The 15,101-nt window shown below is 65.2% G+C and carries 16 protein-coding genes; 10 read left to right on the forward strand and 6 right to left on the reverse strand.

Going from position 1 to position 15,101, the window contains the following annotated elements:
• Positions 1–11 precede the first annotated feature (11 nt).
• The 3 genes from purM (at position 12) to GH663_RS10085 (ending at position 2,869) form a co-directional block, all read left to right on the forward strand.
• Complete coding sequence (gene purM, locus GH663_RS10075) at positions 12–1,052, forward strand: phosphoribosylformylglycinamidine cyclo-ligase (RefSeq protein ID WP_153131499.1); 1,041 nt, start codon at positions 12–14, stop codon at positions 1,050–1,052.
• Between the two features lie 37 nt (positions 1,053–1,089).
• The gene (locus tag GH663_RS10080) at positions 1,090–1,644 is read left to right on the forward strand and encodes a septal ring lytic transglycosylase RlpA family protein (protein ID WP_170291393.1); all 555 of its coding nucleotides are present in this window, start codon (positions 1,090–1,092) and stop codon (positions 1,642–1,644) included.
• 97 nt (positions 1,645–1,741) lie between these two features.
• Positions 1,742–2,869 carry a response regulator gene (locus GH663_RS10085; RefSeq protein ID WP_153131501.1) on the forward strand — a complete coding sequence of 376 codons (1,128 nt, stop codon included), beginning with the start codon at positions 1,742–1,744 and terminating at the stop codon, positions 2,867–2,869.
• Here the strand turns inward: GH663_RS10085 and miaA are convergent.
• The gene (miaA, locus tag GH663_RS10090) at positions 2,847–3,803 is read right to left on the reverse strand and encodes a tRNA (adenosine(37)-N6)-dimethylallyltransferase MiaA (protein WP_153131502.1); all 957 of its coding nucleotides are present in this window, start codon (positions 3,801–3,803) and stop codon (positions 2,847–2,849) included. The two genes, GH663_RS10085 and miaA, sit on opposite strands and share 23 nt — an antisense overlap.
• Positions 3,804–3,876: 73 nt before the next feature.
• Here miaA and GH663_RS10095 point away from each other — a divergent pair, with 73 nt between their 5' ends.
• Positions 3,877–4,110, forward strand: a complete 234-nt coding sequence (locus GH663_RS10095; protein ID WP_153131503.1) for a hypothetical protein — start codon at positions 3,877–3,879, stop codon at positions 4,108–4,110.
• Between the two features lie 18 nt (positions 4,111–4,128).
• Here GH663_RS10095 and GH663_RS10100 read toward each other — a convergent pair whose 3' ends face one another.
• The 4 genes from GH663_RS10100 to mutL all read right to left on the reverse strand — a co-directional run bounded on the left by GH663_RS10100 (position 4,129) and on the right by mutL (position 9,289).
• A complete protein-coding gene (locus GH663_RS10100) occupies positions 4,129–5,013 on the reverse strand; it encodes a universal stress protein (RefSeq protein ID WP_153131504.1) in 885 nt (294 codons plus the stop codon).
• Between the two features lie 16 nt (positions 5,014–5,029).
• On the reverse strand, positions 5,030–6,739 hold the full coding sequence (locus tag GH663_RS10105) for a cation:proton antiporter (RefSeq protein ID WP_153131505.1): 1,710 nt from the start codon (positions 6,737–6,739) through the stop codon (positions 5,030–5,032).
• A 193-nt stretch (positions 6,740–6,932) separates the two neighbouring features.
• The gene (locus GH663_RS10110) at positions 6,933–7,424 is read right to left on the reverse strand and encodes a hypothetical protein (RefSeq protein WP_153131506.1); all 492 of its coding nucleotides are present in this window, start codon (positions 7,422–7,424) and stop codon (positions 6,933–6,935) included.
• Positions 7,421–9,289: a DNA mismatch repair endonuclease MutL gene (mutL, locus tag GH663_RS10115; RefSeq protein ID WP_153131507.1), complete on the reverse strand. Its 1,869-nt coding sequence runs from the start codon at positions 9,287–9,289 to the stop codon at positions 7,421–7,423. The genes GH663_RS10110 and mutL overlap by 4 nt, the downstream gene beginning before the upstream one ends.
• A gap of 57 nt (positions 9,290–9,346) precedes the next feature.
• Between mutL and GH663_RS10120 the strand changes: the two genes are divergently transcribed.
• From GH663_RS10120 to GH663_RS10145, 6 genes are read left to right on the forward strand one after another with little or no spacing between them, the layout of a single operon-like run.
• Positions 9,347–9,988, forward strand: coding sequence for a DedA family protein (locus GH663_RS10120; RefSeq protein ID WP_153131767.1), 642 nt, complete (start codon positions 9,347–9,349; stop codon positions 9,986–9,988).
• Positions 9,988–10,689 (forward strand): hypothetical protein, encoded by a 702-nt coding sequence (locus GH663_RS21490; protein ID WP_153131508.1) that lies wholly within the window; start codon positions 9,988–9,990, stop codon positions 10,687–10,689. Before GH663_RS10120 ends, GH663_RS21490 begins: the two co-directional genes overlap by 1 nt.
• A gap of 1 nt (position 10,690) precedes the next feature.
• Entirely contained in the window at positions 10,691–11,338 is a 648-nt protein-coding gene (gene purN / locus GH663_RS10130; protein ID WP_153131509.1) for a phosphoribosylglycinamide formyltransferase, read from the forward strand.
• 6 nt (positions 11,339–11,344) lie between these two features.
• Positions 11,345–12,361, forward strand: a complete 1,017-nt coding sequence (locus tag GH663_RS10135; protein ID WP_153131510.1) for a DUF3108 domain-containing protein — start codon at positions 11,345–11,347, stop codon at positions 12,359–12,361.
• A gap of 7 nt (positions 12,362–12,368) precedes the next feature.
• On the forward strand, positions 12,369–13,631 hold the full coding sequence (locus GH663_RS10140; RefSeq protein WP_153131511.1) for an RsmB/NOP family class I SAM-dependent RNA methyltransferase: 1,263 nt from the start codon (positions 12,369–12,371) through the stop codon (positions 13,629–13,631).
• Complete coding sequence (locus GH663_RS10145) at positions 13,628–14,896, forward strand: mechanosensitive ion channel family protein (RefSeq protein WP_153131512.1); 1,269 nt, start codon at positions 13,628–13,630, stop codon at positions 14,894–14,896. Before GH663_RS10140 ends, GH663_RS10145 begins: the two co-directional genes overlap by 4 nt.
• A 43-nt stretch (positions 14,897–14,939) precedes the next feature.
• On the opposite strand, the gene GH663_RS10150 is transcribed toward GH663_RS10145, so the two are convergent.
• A complete protein-coding gene (locus GH663_RS10150; RefSeq protein WP_153131513.1) occupies positions 14,940–15,086 on the reverse strand; it encodes a hypothetical protein in 147 nt (48 codons plus the stop codon).
• Between the last annotated feature and the right edge of the window lie 15 nt (positions 15,087–15,101).

The following is a 15,101-nucleotide window of genomic DNA, read 5'->3' on the forward strand; positions in this document are numbered from 1 at the left end:
CTTACCGGACCATGACCCAGAATACTTCCCTCTCCTACCGTGATGCCGGCGTCGATATCGATGCGGGTGATGCCCTCGTCGACCGTATCAAGCCCCTGGCCAAGAAGACCCTGCGCGAAGGCGTGCTCGGTGGCATCGGTGGTTTCGGCGCACTGTTCGAAGTGCCGAAGCGTTACAAGGAGCCGGTGCTGGTGTCCGGTACCGACGGCGTCGGCACCAAGCTGCGTCTGGCTTTCGAACTGAACCGCCACGACACCGTCGGCCAGGATCTGGTCGCGATGAGCGTCAATGACATCCTGGTGCTCGGCGCCGAATCGCTGTTCTTCCTCGACTACTTCGCCTGCGGCAAGCTCGATGTCGATACCGCCGCTTCCGTTGTCGGCGGCATCGCCAAGGGCTGCGAACTGGCCGGCTGCGCGCTGATCGGCGGCGAAACTGCCGAAATGCCGGGCATGTACCCGGACGGTGAATACGACCTGGCCGGCTTTGCGGTCGGCGTCGTCGAAAAGTCCAAGGCCATCGACGGCAAGTCGATCGCCGCCGGCGACGTCGTGCTCGGCCTGGCTTCCTCCGGTGCCCACTCGAACGGCTACTCGCTGGTCCGCAAGATCATCGAACGCTCCAACCCGGACATGAACGCCAAATTTGACGGCGAGCGCACGCTGGCCGACGTCGTGATGGCGCCGACCCGCATCTACGTCAAGCAGGTGCTGGCGCTGCTCGAAAAGGTCACGGTCAAGGGCATGGCCCACATCACCGGTGGCGGCCTGCTCGAAAACGTGCCGCGCGTGCTGCCGGAAAACGCCGTCGCCGAACTGCAGAAGGCCGCCTGGCCGCGTCCCAAGCTGTTCGACTGGATGCAGGCCGAAGGCAATGTCGCCGAAAACGAAATGCACCGCGTCTTCAACTGCGGTATCGGCCTCGTCATCGTCGTTGCCGCGGCCGATGCCGATGCTGCGATGGCCGAGCTGAAGGCCCAGGGCGAAGCGGTTTATCGCATCGGCCAGATCCGCGCCCGCCAGGGTGACGAAGCGCAGACCGTTGTGGTCTAAACGGCTGCGCCAGGCCGCTGCTCTGGTATGCGGCCTGTTGTTGTTGAATGTCGCGCCGTCGCTTGCGGCGGCGGGCAAGAAGTCGGCGGCCAAACCGGTGGCCGGCAAGTCGGCCAAGCGGCCGGTGCGCAAGCCGCCATCACCGAGGGTCGAAATCGGGGCGGCCGAAATTATCGAGCGCGATACCACCGGCCTGCATGGCTCGGCGAGTTTTTACGGCAGCGGTTTCCAGGGCCGCAAAACCTCGACTGGCGAACGTTTCGATGTCCGCCAGTTCACCGCGGCAACCAATCATTTTCCGCTCGGCAGCATGCTCGCCGTGCGCCGGCTGGATAACGACCGCTGCGCCATCGTCAAGGTCAATGACCGCATGCATACCAAGCATCGACGGCGGGTCATCGACGTTTCGCGCAGCGTCGCCGAGTACCTCGACATGGTCCGTGCCGGCGTCGTTCTGGTCCGCGTCGCGCCAATGAAGCCGGACTGGCGCGGGCAGGGCGAATTGGCCTGTCATTCGGCCTTCGAGCCTGAAGTCCTGTGCGATGCCTGCGGTCAACCGCCGCGTTTGCCCGGTTTTCCCGGCGACAGCTAGAAACCGGCCGGCTGGCTGGCATGGCGCAATGCCATTCAGTTAATGCTTGAATCGCCGGAGCACTCGGCCCACAATTAAAAGAACAGGGAGATATACGATGGAACCAGGCTTGAACGTGTTTGTTGTTGATGACGATCCAATATTGACCGAAGTCATCAGCGCCGCGCTGGCCGGCGAATTTTCGGCCGAGACCTTTTTTTCGGCCGAAACCTGCCTGGCCCGCCTGGCCGAGCGCAAGCCGGACATTTTCATCCTCGATGTCTCGCTGCCCGGCATCGATGGCTGCGACCTGTGCCGCCGGCTGAAGGACGACTGGGATACCCAGGACATCCCGGTGCTCTTCATTTCCGCTTCCGACGACATCGAAACCCGCCTGCTGTGCTACGACGCCGGGGCCTACGATTTCATCCAGAAGCCCTTCGACCCGGCCGAACTGCAGCGCAAGCTGCGCGTTGCCGCGCTGCAGTTGTCGAGCCGACGCAGCCTCTCCGAGCAGGCCAGCTATGCCCAGAAGACGGCGATGTCGGCGATGGTCAGCATGGGCGAACTGGGCGTCGTCCTGCAGTTCCTCAGCAAGTCCTTCGCCTGCAATACGGCCGATGAACTGGCCGCCGCCATGCTCGACGCGATGCAGCAGTACGACCTGCAGGCTGCGGTACAGCTGCGGATTGGCGGCGGCACACTGTCACTGAGCAAGAACGGCCGCGATCTGCCGCTCGAAGTGTCGGTGCTCAACCACGTCAGCCACAGCGACCGGATCTTCCAGTTCAAGTCGCGCTGTGTTTTCAATTACGGCCACGTGACGCTGATGGTGAACAACATGCCGGTCGACGATGCCGACCGCTGCGGTCGCATTCGCGACAACGGCGCCTTGCTGGCCGAGGGGGCGGATGCCCGACTGAAGGCGATCGAGGTCGACCTGCTGGCGCGCCTGCGCCGGGCCGGCATCGAGGCCGCCCTGCCGCGCGTGTACAGCACGCTGGACGGTGTGCAGGGCAATTACCGGCGTAACTGCTTCGAACTGACCCAGGTGATGATCGAGTTCCAGGAAGTGCTGACCAAGGCCTTCATCCATCTCGGCCTGACCGAAAGCCAGGAGGAGCAGTTGAGCGGCATGGCCAACGATTTCATGCAGCGTGTCGTCGGCACGCAGGACGCCGCGCTCGGCATTGTCGGCCAGCTCGAATCGCTGGCCGAAGACCTCAAGGATTTGCTGCGGAACTGAGGAAAGCGGCGACCCGGGCGCTGATCTGGTCGGTCAGCGCAGGGTCAAGGCAGTCGAAATTCTCGGCTTCGAAAGAGTTGGTCAGCCAGGTGATCTGCCGCTTGGCCAGTTGGCGCGTCGCGAAAATGCCGCGGTCGCGCAGTTCCTGGCGCGGCAGCAGGCCGTCCTGGGCTTCCCAGGTCTGGCGATAGCCGACACAGCGCATCGACGGCAGGTTGAGGTCGAGCCGGTATTTCTGGCGCAGGGCGCGCACTTCGTCGTCCAGGCCGGCGAGCAGCATTTCGTCGAAACGACGGGCGATGCGCTGGTGCAGCACGGCGCGATCAGACGGCAAAAGTCCGATTTGCAGCAAGTCGTAGGGCGGCTTCTGTTGCGCGCTGGCGGCCAGCAGTTCGGACATCGGGCGCCCGCTCAGTCGGCAGATTTCCAGCGCCCGCTGGATGCGCTGGCTGTCGGTCGTATGCAGCCGGGCGGCGGTCGACGGGTCGAGAACGGCCAATTTGGCGTGCATCGCCGGCCAGCCTTCGGCCGCCGCTTCGGCATCGATTGCGGCGCGCAGTTGGGCATCGGCCTGCGGCAGGTCGGCCAGCCCGTGCAGCAGGGCGCGGAAATACAGCATGGTGCCGCCGACCAGCAGGGGCACCTTGCCGGCGGCAGTGATCTCGGCCATCGCGGCCAGCGCATCGCTGCGAAAGCGGGCCGCCGAGTAGCTTTCTTCCGGCGAGATAAGGTCGATCAGGCGGTGCGGGTAGCGGGCCAGCGTGGCGCGGTCCGGCTTGGCGGTGCCGACGTCCATGTCGCGGAAAACCTGGGCCGAATCGACGCTGATCAGTTCGACCGGGAAACGGTCGGCCAGCGCCATGGCAACGGCGGTCTTGCCCGACGCGGTCGGGCCCATGATCAGGATGGCGGGAGGCAGGCGGGGCGAATTCATGGCGGCGAATCCTACCATGCACCGCCGCTGGTGCTCCGTCCTATAATCGGCGCATTAATGGGGGGTAATTTTCATGTCGCTCGTACCATGCCGCGCCTGCGGCCATAAAGTCGATACCTCGGCCGAAGCCTGCCCCGGCTGCGGCGCCACCAACCCCGGCCGCAAGATGAGTCGCCAGCAGCATGACCTGATCGTGCTGCTCATCCAGTTGATCGTCGGCACCGCGCTGCTTGTCGGCGGCGGTACGCTGGCCTGGAATGCGGTCGGCCCGATCGTCAAGAACCAGCTCAGCAAGCCGGCCAGCTGAGCAGCGGCGCGGGTTGCCCTAGCGCGAGACGAGAACGTCGCATTGCGACTCGGCGAGCACGTGGCGGGTGACGCTGCCGAGCAGAAGCTGCTCGACCGGGTTTTCGCCATGCTTGCCGACGACGATCAGGTCGCAATCGAGTTCCTGCTCAAGCTGGATGATGTGTTGCGACGGGTCGCCATGCACGGCGCGCAGGCTGATTCTTTCCCCGGCAGTGCCGACGCTGTCGCGCAGGGCCTGCAATTTCTGCAGGGCGGCGGCTTCGGCGGCCACCTGGTAATGATGGATGGTGCGGTCGTCGACCCCGGCATAGCGCAGCTTGCCTTCAAAGGGCACGCTGGCGGCGTGGAGCAGGATGATCTCGGCCTGTGGCGCCAGGCTCAGTGCATTGGCCAGTGCCCGGTGCGACGAGGCTGAAAAATCGACGGGCACCAGCAGCGTCTTGTAGGGTTCGTGGGCTGCCTGCTTGACGACCAGCGTTGGCAGTGCGCTGTAGCTAACCATGCGTTCGGCCGTCGAGCCGAGCAGCAGATGGCGCATGAAACCGGCGCCGTGGGCGCCGAAGACGAGCAGGTCGGCCTGCAGGGCTGTCGCCTGGCGGACTATTTCTTCGAGCAGGGGGCCGGCAACGACGCAGGTGCCGGCGGCAATGCCATGATGCCGTTGCAGGGTCGCCGCCAGTTGCTGCAATTCCTCGCGGCTGGCATCGAGCAAGCGTTGTTCGACCTCGGGCGGAATGTCGCTGATCAGTTGCCGCAGCTTGGCCAGCGGTGCCGGCGTGCTGACGTGGATCAGGTCAAGCACGGCGCCAATGGTCCGGGCCAGCAGCGCGGCGCGCTCGGCGGCATGGCGGGCCGGTGCCGAAAGGTCGGTCGCGGCCAGCAGGCGATTCAGTTGGGCCATCTCTTCTCCTTGGCGGTTATGCCGCTGCCGTTACCGGGCGCGGGGCAAAGCGCTGCAGAACATGCTTGGTCATGCCGTGGGCGAGTTCTTCCTCACCCAGGAAAACGGTACCGATGCCTTCCTTGCGCAGCAGTTCGGATTCGTCCTCGTTATGCGTGCGGAGCACGATTTCGATGCCGGGATTCAGCGTTTTGGCGGTATCGGCCATCTGGCGCAGGTTGATCGCGTCCGGCGTGGCGATGACCAGCATCGCGGCATGGGCGATATGGGCCTGGATCAGCACCGCCGGCTCGGCGGCATTGCCGGAGACGGCTGCCTTGCCTGTCTTGCGCAGGGTTTCGACCTGTTCGCGGTTTTGCTCGACGATGACATGCGGAATGTCCATTTCCTGCATCGCCTCGGCAATGCGCCGGCCGACCCGGCCATAGCCGACCAGGACGACCTGGCCTTCGAGATATTTGCGTTCCGTACTGATCGGCAACTGGGCGTAGGGGTCCTCGCGGGACTCCAGGTTGCGGGCCAGCGCCGAGTAGCGCAGGGCCCATTGCCTGATCGGTTCGACCGCGGCGAAGACGAAGGGGTTGAGCGCGATCGAGATCAGGGCGCCGGCCAGCACCAGGCTCATGCCTTCGGTCGAGAAGAGGCCGAGCGACAGGCCGAGGCCGGCCAGGATGAAGGAGAACTCGCCGATCTGGGCCAGGCTGGCGGCGACGGTCAGCGCGGTATTGAGCGGGTAGCGCAGGGCGAGGACGAGGCCGAGGGCGGCAATCGACTTGCCGACGATGATGATGGCGACCACCGCCAGCACCTGCAGCGGCTGTTCGAGCAGGATGGCCGGGTCGAACAGCATGCCGACCGAGACGAAAAAGAGCACCGAGAAGGCATCGCGCAGCGGCAGCGATTCCTCGGCGGCGCGATGGCTGAATTCGGAATTGCGCATCACCGTGCCGGCGAAGAAGGCGCCGAGCGCGAAGGAAACGCTGAACAACTGGGCGGCGCCGTAGGCAATGCTGATTGCGGCGGCAATTACCGCCAGCGTGAACAGTTCGCGCGAGCCGGTGCGGGCCACCTGCCAGAGCAGCCAGGGCAGGGCGCGGCGGCCGACGATCAGCATCAGGGCGATGAAGGCGGCGACTTCAAGCAGGGTCCGGCCGATGGTCTGCCAGAGCGGTGCGGCGCCGTCGGCCGGGCCACTGCCGCCGAGAACGCCGGCCAGCGGCGGCAGCAGGACGAGAATCAGCACGGTGGCGAGGTCTTCGACGACCAGCCAGCCGACCGCGATGCGGCCGTTCATGCTTTCCAGGATGCCGCGCGATTCGAGTGCCTTGAGCAGCACGACGGTGCTGGCGCAGGACAGCGAGAGGCCGAAGATCAGCGAGGCGCCCATGCTCCAGCCCCACCAGAGGCCAATGCCGAGGCCGAGGACGGTGGCCAGGCTCATCTGGACGACGGCGCCGGGCAGCGCGATACGTTTGACTGAGAGCAGGTCGTCCATAGAGAAATGCAGGCCGACGCCGAACATCAGCAGCATGACGCCGATTTCCGAAAGCTGCGAAGCGCTGCTGATATCGGCGACAAAACCCGGTGTCGCCGGGCCGATGACGATGCCGGCCAGCAGATAGCCGACCAGTGCCGGCACTTTCAGTCGCTCGGCGATAAAGCCGAAGATCAGCGCGAAACCGAAGGCTGCAGCCAGGGTGGTGATCAGGGCGACGTCATGTTCCATGCAGGGGCCATTCCTCAAAAATCGCCGGCGACCATGAAGCATATTCCGGCAACGGCGGGGGTTCGTCGGGGCTGTGCCGCTCATTTTTTGAACGGTGCCGGCACTGCTTGTTCAATGATTTGGCAGTGATTTTCACGATTTTCGCATAAGCCGGCGCGGCGGCCCGTAACGCCCTGTAACGCGATTTTGCGACTCAGCCTTGCCGCTGCCGGATTTTGGCGTAGAAGATGCCGATGGCGAAGGCAGCGATGGCGCTCCATTTGAGGCTGGCAACCACGCCGGCCAGCAGGTAGAGGGCCGGTGGCGGGCTGCTGGTGGCATCAAGCAGGTAGAGGTGGAGCAGGTTCTCGCCGGCATCGAGCAGTGCGGCGCCGGGTAGCATCCAGGTCAGTAGCTGCCGGGAGCGGGCGCCCAGGTTGGCGAAGAGACCGGTGTGCCGGGCGCAGAGGTAGCCGGAAAGGCCATAGCTGAGCAGGAAGGGGAAGTCGATGGCGAAGTGGCTGCGGAAGCGGGCAACCCCGGCCGGACCCCATTGCGTCAGGATGGTCTGGAAGGCGGCCGGCTCGAAAGTGAACTGGAGGGCCGGAATGCTCGGCGATAGCGGCGCCGAGTGCACGGCCATGACGATGAAGAGGAGCAGGGAGAGGGCGCCGGACAGCCAGGGCAGCACGGCGCCGCGCCTCATTGGCCGCGCAGGAAGAGCTTGTCGAGCTGGTCGAGGCTCAGTTCGGTCCATGTCGGGCGGCCGTGGTTGCACTGGCCGGCCCGTTCGGTTTCTTCCATCTGGCGGAGCAGGGCGTTCATTTCTGGCAGCGTCAGCTGGCGCCGGGCCCGCACCGCACCGTGGCAGGCCATGGTGGCGAGCAGTTCGTTGCGCCGCGCGGTGGCCAGCTGGCTGATGCCGTGTTCGCGCAATTCGCCGATCAGCGACTTGGCCAGCGCCGCCGGGTCGCCGGACTGGAGCAGGGCGGGCACGCTGCGCACGCCGAGCTGGTTGGGGCCGAGGGCGGCGATCGCGAAGCCGAGGTCGGCCAGCGCTTCGCCATGTTCCTCGACGGCGGCGATGTCCAAAGCGTCGGCCGAGAAGACGGCCGGAATGAGCAGCGCCTGGGTGGCGATCTGGCGGTTGTCGAAAGCCGTCTTCAGCTTTTCATAGAGGATGCGTTCGTGCGCCGCGTGCATGTCGATCAGCACCAGGCCGCGCCCGTTCTGGGCCAGGATGTAGATGCCGTGCAACTGGGCCAGCGCATAGCCGAGCGGCGGGCCGTCGTTGCCCTGCGCCGCCGGGCTACCGCTCTGGCTGTCCATCGCCGGTTGGGCGCGCTCGCCATGGGGGGCGAAGGTGAATTGCGGGGCGCCGGCCGGGGCGTAAGCCGGTGTGCCGAGGTTCTGCGTCGCCTTGGCGAAAGCCAGGTAGGCGGCGGCTGCCGGTTCGGCGACGCCGAGCGAGCCCTGATGGCGCAGTGGCGGCGGGTAGCTGGCGCTGAAATTTGCCGTTTTTTGGGTGTCGACCGCCGGCGTCGCCCCGTAAGCCGGACGTTCGACCAGCGAGGGAGCGCTTTCAGCCTGTACCGGGGCGGCCAGCGTGCGCTGGATGGCGTGGAAGACGAACTGGTGCATGGCGCGCGAGTCGCGGAAGCGGACTTCGGTCTTGGCCGGATGCACATTGACGTCGACCAGCGCCGGGTCAATGTTGATGAACAGGCAGACGGCCGGCTGGCGGCTGCCGTGCAGCACGTCGCGATAGGCTTCGCGCAGGGCGTGGGCGATCACCTTGTCGCGCACGAAGCGGCCGTTGACGAAGACGTACTGGCCGTCCTTGGCGTCGGTGGCGCGGGTCGGGTCGATCGCGAAGCCGGCGATGGCGAGCGGGCCGGCGGCGGCTTCGAGGCGGCGGGCGGCGCCGAGGAAATCGTCGCCGAGGATGTCGGCGATGCGCCGGGGGCTGTCGGCCGGGGCGAGCTGGAACAGGTTGCGGCCGTTGTGGGTCAAGCTGAAGGCGACATCGGGGCGGGTCAGTGCCAGGCGCTTGACGGCGTCGGCGCAATGGGCGAATTCGGTGCCTTCGGCCTTGAGAAACTTGCGGCGGGCCGGGGTGTTGTAATAGAGGTCGCGCATCTCGACGATGGTGCCGGCCATCAGGGCGGCCGGTTCCGGCTCGGCGCCGGGGTCGGCCTTCAGCTTCCAGGCGTGGCTGGCGCCGCGTTCGCGGCTGCTGATGCTGAGGCGGGCGACCGAGGCGACCGAGGCCAGCGCTTCGCCGCGAAAGCCGAGCGAACTGACCCGTTCCAGGTCATCGAGCGAGACGATCTTCGAGGTGGCGTGGCGGGTCAGGGCCAGTGCCAGCTGGTCCTTGGCAATGCCACAGCCGTCGTCGGTGATGCGGATCAGCTTGACGCCGCCTTCCTCCAGATGCACCTGGATCGCCTTGCTGCCGGCATCGAGGCTGTTTTCGAGAAGTTCCTTGAGAACGGAGGCGGGTCTTTCGACCACTTCACCTGCAGCAATCTGGCTGATCAGCAGGTCGGGGAGGCGGGCAATCGTCGGCATGGGGGCATTATACCTTGGGGTAAAATGCCGGCTGTTTTCACCGCCCGGTTCATCCGCATGGAATTCTTCGCGCAGTTCATCGACATCATTCTCCACCTCGACAAGCACCTAGCCCTGATGGTGCAGCAGTACGGCTTGTGGATCTACGGCATTCTCTTCTTCATCGTCTTTGCCGAAACGGGCTTCGTTGTCTTTCCCTTCCTGCCCGGCGACTCGCTGCTCTTCGTGGCCGGCGCGCTGGCCGCGATCGGCGAGGGCGGCATGAACATCTTCACGCTGATCGCCATCCTGACTGTGGCGGCAGTGCTTGGCAATACCGTCAATTACCAGATCGGCCGCTTCTTCGGCCCCAAGGTTTTCCACTGGGAAAGCTCGCGCTTGTTCAACAAGGCGGCGCTGATGAAGACCCATGTCTTCTACGAGAAGCACGGCGGCAAGACGCTGGTCATCTCGCGTTTCCTGCCGCTGTTCCGCACCTTCGCCCCGTTCGTCGCCGGCATCGGCTCAATGAGCTACGCCCGCTTCACGCTGTTCAACCTGCTCGGCGCGCTGGGCTGGGTCGTCTCGCTGTGCCTGGCCGGTTACTGGCTGGGCAACATCCCGTGGATCAAGGCCAACCTGTCGCTGATGATCGTCGGCATCATCCTGTTCTCCTTCATTCCGATCGCCATCGGCTACCTGAAGAGCAGGTCGGCCTGATGCACTGGCCGGTCCTCTTTCTCTCCGCCTTGTCGTTGATGGCCTGCACGACGAAGCTGGGGAAAGATGGCCGGACGGAGTCGGCGGTGGACGTCAGATATCTGGCCAAAACCGAGGTTGACCGCATTGCTGAAGCCAACCGGACGGAAGTGGTCAACGGCCTGCTGCTGATTGCCGACAAGCTCTACAAGCGCAATCCGAAGGAATGGAAGAAGGCTGGCCTGGCCAGCCGCGAGGCGGCGCTGGAAAGGCTGCGCCAGCGCCAGTACCGGAGCTGGCCGGAATTCAACGGCCAGCGCGAGCGGCAGACGGCGGCGCTGGCTTTCAACGAAGCCTATGGCGGCGACCGGGTCGCGGCGCTGATTTTCGGTTTGCTGACCATGGTCGATGCCGCTTTCGAGCACAAGGAAGCGTTTTACATTCTCGACAGCCTGAACGAAATGAAGCTGTTCAATTCGGCCCGCAACATGGAAGTGGCGGTCTGGAAACTGGGCAACGACCGCACTGCGGCCGGCGAACTGTTCATGCTCTCGAACGAGCTCGACCCGGCCAACCGCAACCTGTCATTCGAACGCGAATTCGGACGGATCATGGGCTTGCTCGATTTCATGGCCAAAGTGGTGGCCGACCGCAACGGCCGCGCTCTGTCGCGGCTGACCCAGTCGGTCGTCACCATGGTCTTTTTACCTGTGAGTTTTTGAAATGAAGAATATCGTCATCCTGATTTCCGGTCGCGGCAGCAACATGGAGGCGTTGATCGCCGCCCGCGATGCCGGCAATCTGCCGGTCAACATCGCTGCCGTGATCAGCAACCGGCCCGATGCCAAAGGCCTGGAGACCGCCCAGCGGGCCGGCATCGAGGCCCACTTCATCGATCACAAGGCGTTCGCCGGGCGTGAAGCCTTCGATGGGGCGCTGGCCGAATGCATCGACGGCTTCGCGCCGGATCTGGTCGTGCTGGCCGGTTTCATGCGCATCCTCAGCGAAGGATTCGTCCGCCATTACGAAGGCCGGCTGATCAACATCCACCCCTCGCTGCTGCCTTCCTTCCCCGGCTTGCACACACACCAGCGGGCGCTCGAAGAGGGCGTGCGCATCCACGGCTGCACCGTGCATTTCGTGACGCCGGCCCTCGACCACGGCCCGGTCATCATCCAGGCCGCCGTGCCGGTCCTTGATGACGATACCGAGGCAACGCTGGCCGCCCGCATCCTGACCCAGGAACACCGGATCTACCCGCAGGCCGTGCGCTGGTTCGCCGAAGACAAGCTGCGCCTGGAAAACGGCCGGGTCCGCCTGGCCGCCGGCCAGAATGACGGTGCTGCGCTGATCGCGCCCGAGGTGCGCTAAGCGGCAATGCCTTTCGTACTGATCCTGGCGCTGGCCGGTTCGCTGGCCGTGCATGGCGTGGCCTTGTTCGGTACGGATGTCGAGCTGTTCGGGGGCGGCCCCGACCCGGCGCCGCTGCAGGTCGAACTGCAAGTGCCGCCGCCGGCCCCGGTCGCGGCGCCGGTAGTCACTAAGCCGGCAGTCAAGGCCAAGCCGAAGGTGCTGGCCAGCGCCCGCCATACCGCGCCGGCGATTACGACGCCAGTCGTGGCTGCTCCGGAAGCCGGGCTCGAAACCCCTCCGGAAATCGCCCCGCCAACGCCGTCGACCGCAGGCCTTGCCTCGGTCGAGCCGGTCAAGCCGGTGCTGGCGGCCAGCGGCACGATCCGCTTTGCCATTTTCAAGGAATCGCTCGGCCTGCAGGTCGGCCGGGCCGAACACCATTGGGAGTTTGGCGAGGACGGCAGCTACCGGCTGACCGGCGTCACCGAGACCAGCGGCCTGGCCGCCTTGTTGAAGCCGGTTCGCCTCGAAATCGAAAGTCGCGGCCGGCTGGTCGCCGGCGGCCTGCGCCCGGATACGTTCCGCAGCCGCAAGAACGGCAAGGATGCCAACGAAAATGCCGATTTCGACTGGTCGACCGCAGCGGTCAGCCTGTCGCGTGACGGCAGCGTGCGCCAGATCGCGCCGGGCACGCAGGACATCCTGTCGCTCAATTACCAGCTTGCCTACCTCGGCCGGCTGGCCGAGGGGCGCGACATCGGCGTCGTCACCGGCAAGAAGTACGAACGCTATGCGCTCGACTCGCTGGGTGAGGAGGAACTTGAAACGCCGGCCGGCCGTTTTCGCACGCTGCACCTGCGGGCGCTGACCGATAACACGACAGAAATCTGGATTGCGCTCGATCGGCAGCGCTTGCCGGTTAAAATTCGCTTTACCGATAAAAAGGGCGAGAGTTTCGAACAGGTGGTGACCGAGATCGGTACCGCCGGCGAAGCGCCTCGGCCAGACGTTGCTGCACCCGCTGCACAACCGCCATTTTAGGATTGCAATGAAAGCTCGCTTCACGCCCGCCCTGTTTGCCCATGCCGAAGCCGTACTCGGCCAGTTGCTGCGTTTCGATCACCCGGCCGATGCCGTGGTTTCGCGCTATTTCCGCGAACATCGCCAGCTCGGCCACGCCGACCGCGCCTTCGTCGCCGAAACGGTGTTCGCCGTGCTGCGCCGCGGGCGTAGCCTGGAAGCCCGTTGCGGCGAGCCGATCTCCGATCGCAGGCTGCTGCTCGTCGCGCTCGCCGTGACGCGCGGCTGGAGCCAGCGCGAACTGGCGCCGGTGCTGCGGGCGAACGAGGAAGAATGGCTGGCGGCAGCCAAGGCGAAGCCGGAAGCCGACTTGGCGCCGGCCGTCCGTTGCGACCTGCCGGACTGGTTGTACAACCGGCTGGAAGCGCGGTTCGGCGCCGAGGAGACGCTGAAGCTGGCGCAGGCGGTCAATTTGCCGGCGCCGCTCGACCTGCGCGTCAATACGCTGAAGACCAGCCGCGAGGCGCTGCTCGAACGGCTGGCCGACGAAGGGATCAGTGCCGTCGCCGGTCCGCTGTCGCCGACCGCGGTGCGGCTGCGCGAAAAGCCGGCGCTGGCCAAGCATGCGCTGTTCCTCGAAGGCGCTTTCGAAGTCCAGGACGAAGGCAGCCAGTTGCTCGGCTACCTGCTCGAACCGAAGCGCGGCGAAGCGGTGGTCGATTTCTGCGCCGGTGCCGGCGGCAAGACGCTGCTGCTCGGCGCGCTGATGAAGAACACCGGCCGCCTCTATGCCTTCGATGTCTCCGACAAGCGGCTGGCCAAGCTGAAGCCGCGCCTGGCCCGTTCCGGCCTGTCCAACGTCCATCCGGCGCGGATCGAGCACGAGCGCGACACCAAGATCAAGCGCCTGGCCGGCAAGGTTGACCGCGTGCTGGTCGATGCGCCCTGTTCCGGCCTCGGCACCCTGCGCCGCAATCCCGACCTGAAGTGGCGGCAGAGCGAGGAATCGGTTGCCGAACTGACCGTCAAGCAGGCCGCCATCCTCGATGCCGCAGCCAAGATGGTCCGCCCCGGTGGCCGCGTCGTTTATGCCACCTGCAGCCTGTTGACCGCCGAGAACGATGCCATCGTCGACGCCTTCCTGGCCAGCCACCCGGATTTCACGCTGACCCCGGCCTCGGCCGTGCTGGCCAAGCATGGCGTTGCCCTGGACGGTGACCTGCTGCGCCTGCTGCCGCATCAGCACAACACCGATGGCTTCTTTGCCGCTGTGCTGGACAAGAAGGCATGACGCAGAAAAATCCGGCCCTGCAGCTATTCAACGACCTCTGGCAGGACGTTCGCGATCCGGATTTTATCTGGCAGGTGCTCGCCCTGGTCGTCTGTCTCGGGGTTGCTTCGCTGTTCGCCCGCTGGTGGCGCAGCAAGCGCGCCGAAGGCGCCGGCCGCCTGAGCGATGCCAGCGCCCGGCTGGCCTTTCCGCTGACCGGCATGATCCTGGTCGGCCTCACCCGTCTGCTGCTCAAGCCTTTCATTCACGTCAATCTGCTCAAGCTGGCGATGCCGCTGCTCGGCTCGATGGCGCTCGTCCGCGGCGTCGTCTTCGTGCTTCGCCAGGCCTTTCCAAGCGCCACCTGGCTGACCGCCTGGGAGCGCATCATCGCGGCCGTCGTCTGGAGCTGGCTGGCGCTTTACATCACCGATCTGGCACCCTATGTGATCGATGCGCTGGAGCAGGTCGATTTTTCCATCGGCAAGCAGAAGGTCGATCTGTGGATGATCCTGCATGGCGCGGTCACCGTCTTCCTGACCGTCGTTGCCGCGCTATGGGTGGCCGGCCTGTTCGAACGCAAGCTGATGCGCGTCGAGACCCTCGACTCCAGCCTGCGCATCGTCGGCATCCGCGTCGCCAAGGCGCTGCTGACAGTGATTGCCATCGTCGCCAGCCTGTCGCTGGTCGGCATCGACATGACGGCACTCTCGGTCTTTACCGGCGCCCTTGGTGTCGGTCTCGGTCTCGGTTTGCAGAAGATCGCCAGCAACTACGTGTCCGGCTTCATCATCCTGCTCGACCGTTCGATCCGCATCGGCAACATCATCCAGATCGGTGCCGACAGTGGCCAGGTGACGCAGATCACGACGCGCTACACGGTCTTGAAGCACCCGGGCGGCACGGAGTTCATCGTGCCCAACGAAACGCTGATCGCCAGCACCGTCCAGAACCAGACTTACTCCGATTCGCGGCTGCGCCTGGCGACGACGATTGGTGTCGCCTACAGCACCGACCTCGACATCGCCATGGGCCTGATGGCCGAGGCCGCTGCGGCGCACCCCCGGGTGCTGGCCGATCCCGGGCCCAAGGTCTTCCTGACCATGTTTGCCGAAAGCAGCGTCAATCTCGAGCTTGGTTTCTGGATTGCCGATCCCGAAGAAGGCCGCGGCAACGTCGTGTCGGACATCAATCTTGCCATCTGGCGTGCCTTCCGCGAGCATGGCATCGAGATTCCCTACCCGCAGCGCGAGGTTCGTATCGTGCACGAAAAAACGGCGGCATAACCCGGGGCCGGGTTGCCGCCGATTTTGCTCGGTGCACGTTCAATCAGGTCAGCGGCAGCAGGCTCCGCTCAAAGGCGCGCACGGCCCGCTGCTTGCGCTGTTTGGCGAAGGCGCGGGCGGCATGGGCGATGCGCTGGCCCAGCTTGTCCAGATGCAGAAACTTCCTGGCCTTGCTCTTCGTCTTTTCCATGATGTCTCCTTGTTC

The sequence above is a fragment of the Dechloromonas hortensis genome (assembly GCF_009469765.1).
Classification (GTDB): domain Bacteria; phylum Pseudomonadota; class Gammaproteobacteria; order Burkholderiales; family Rhodocyclaceae; genus Azonexus; species Azonexus hortensis.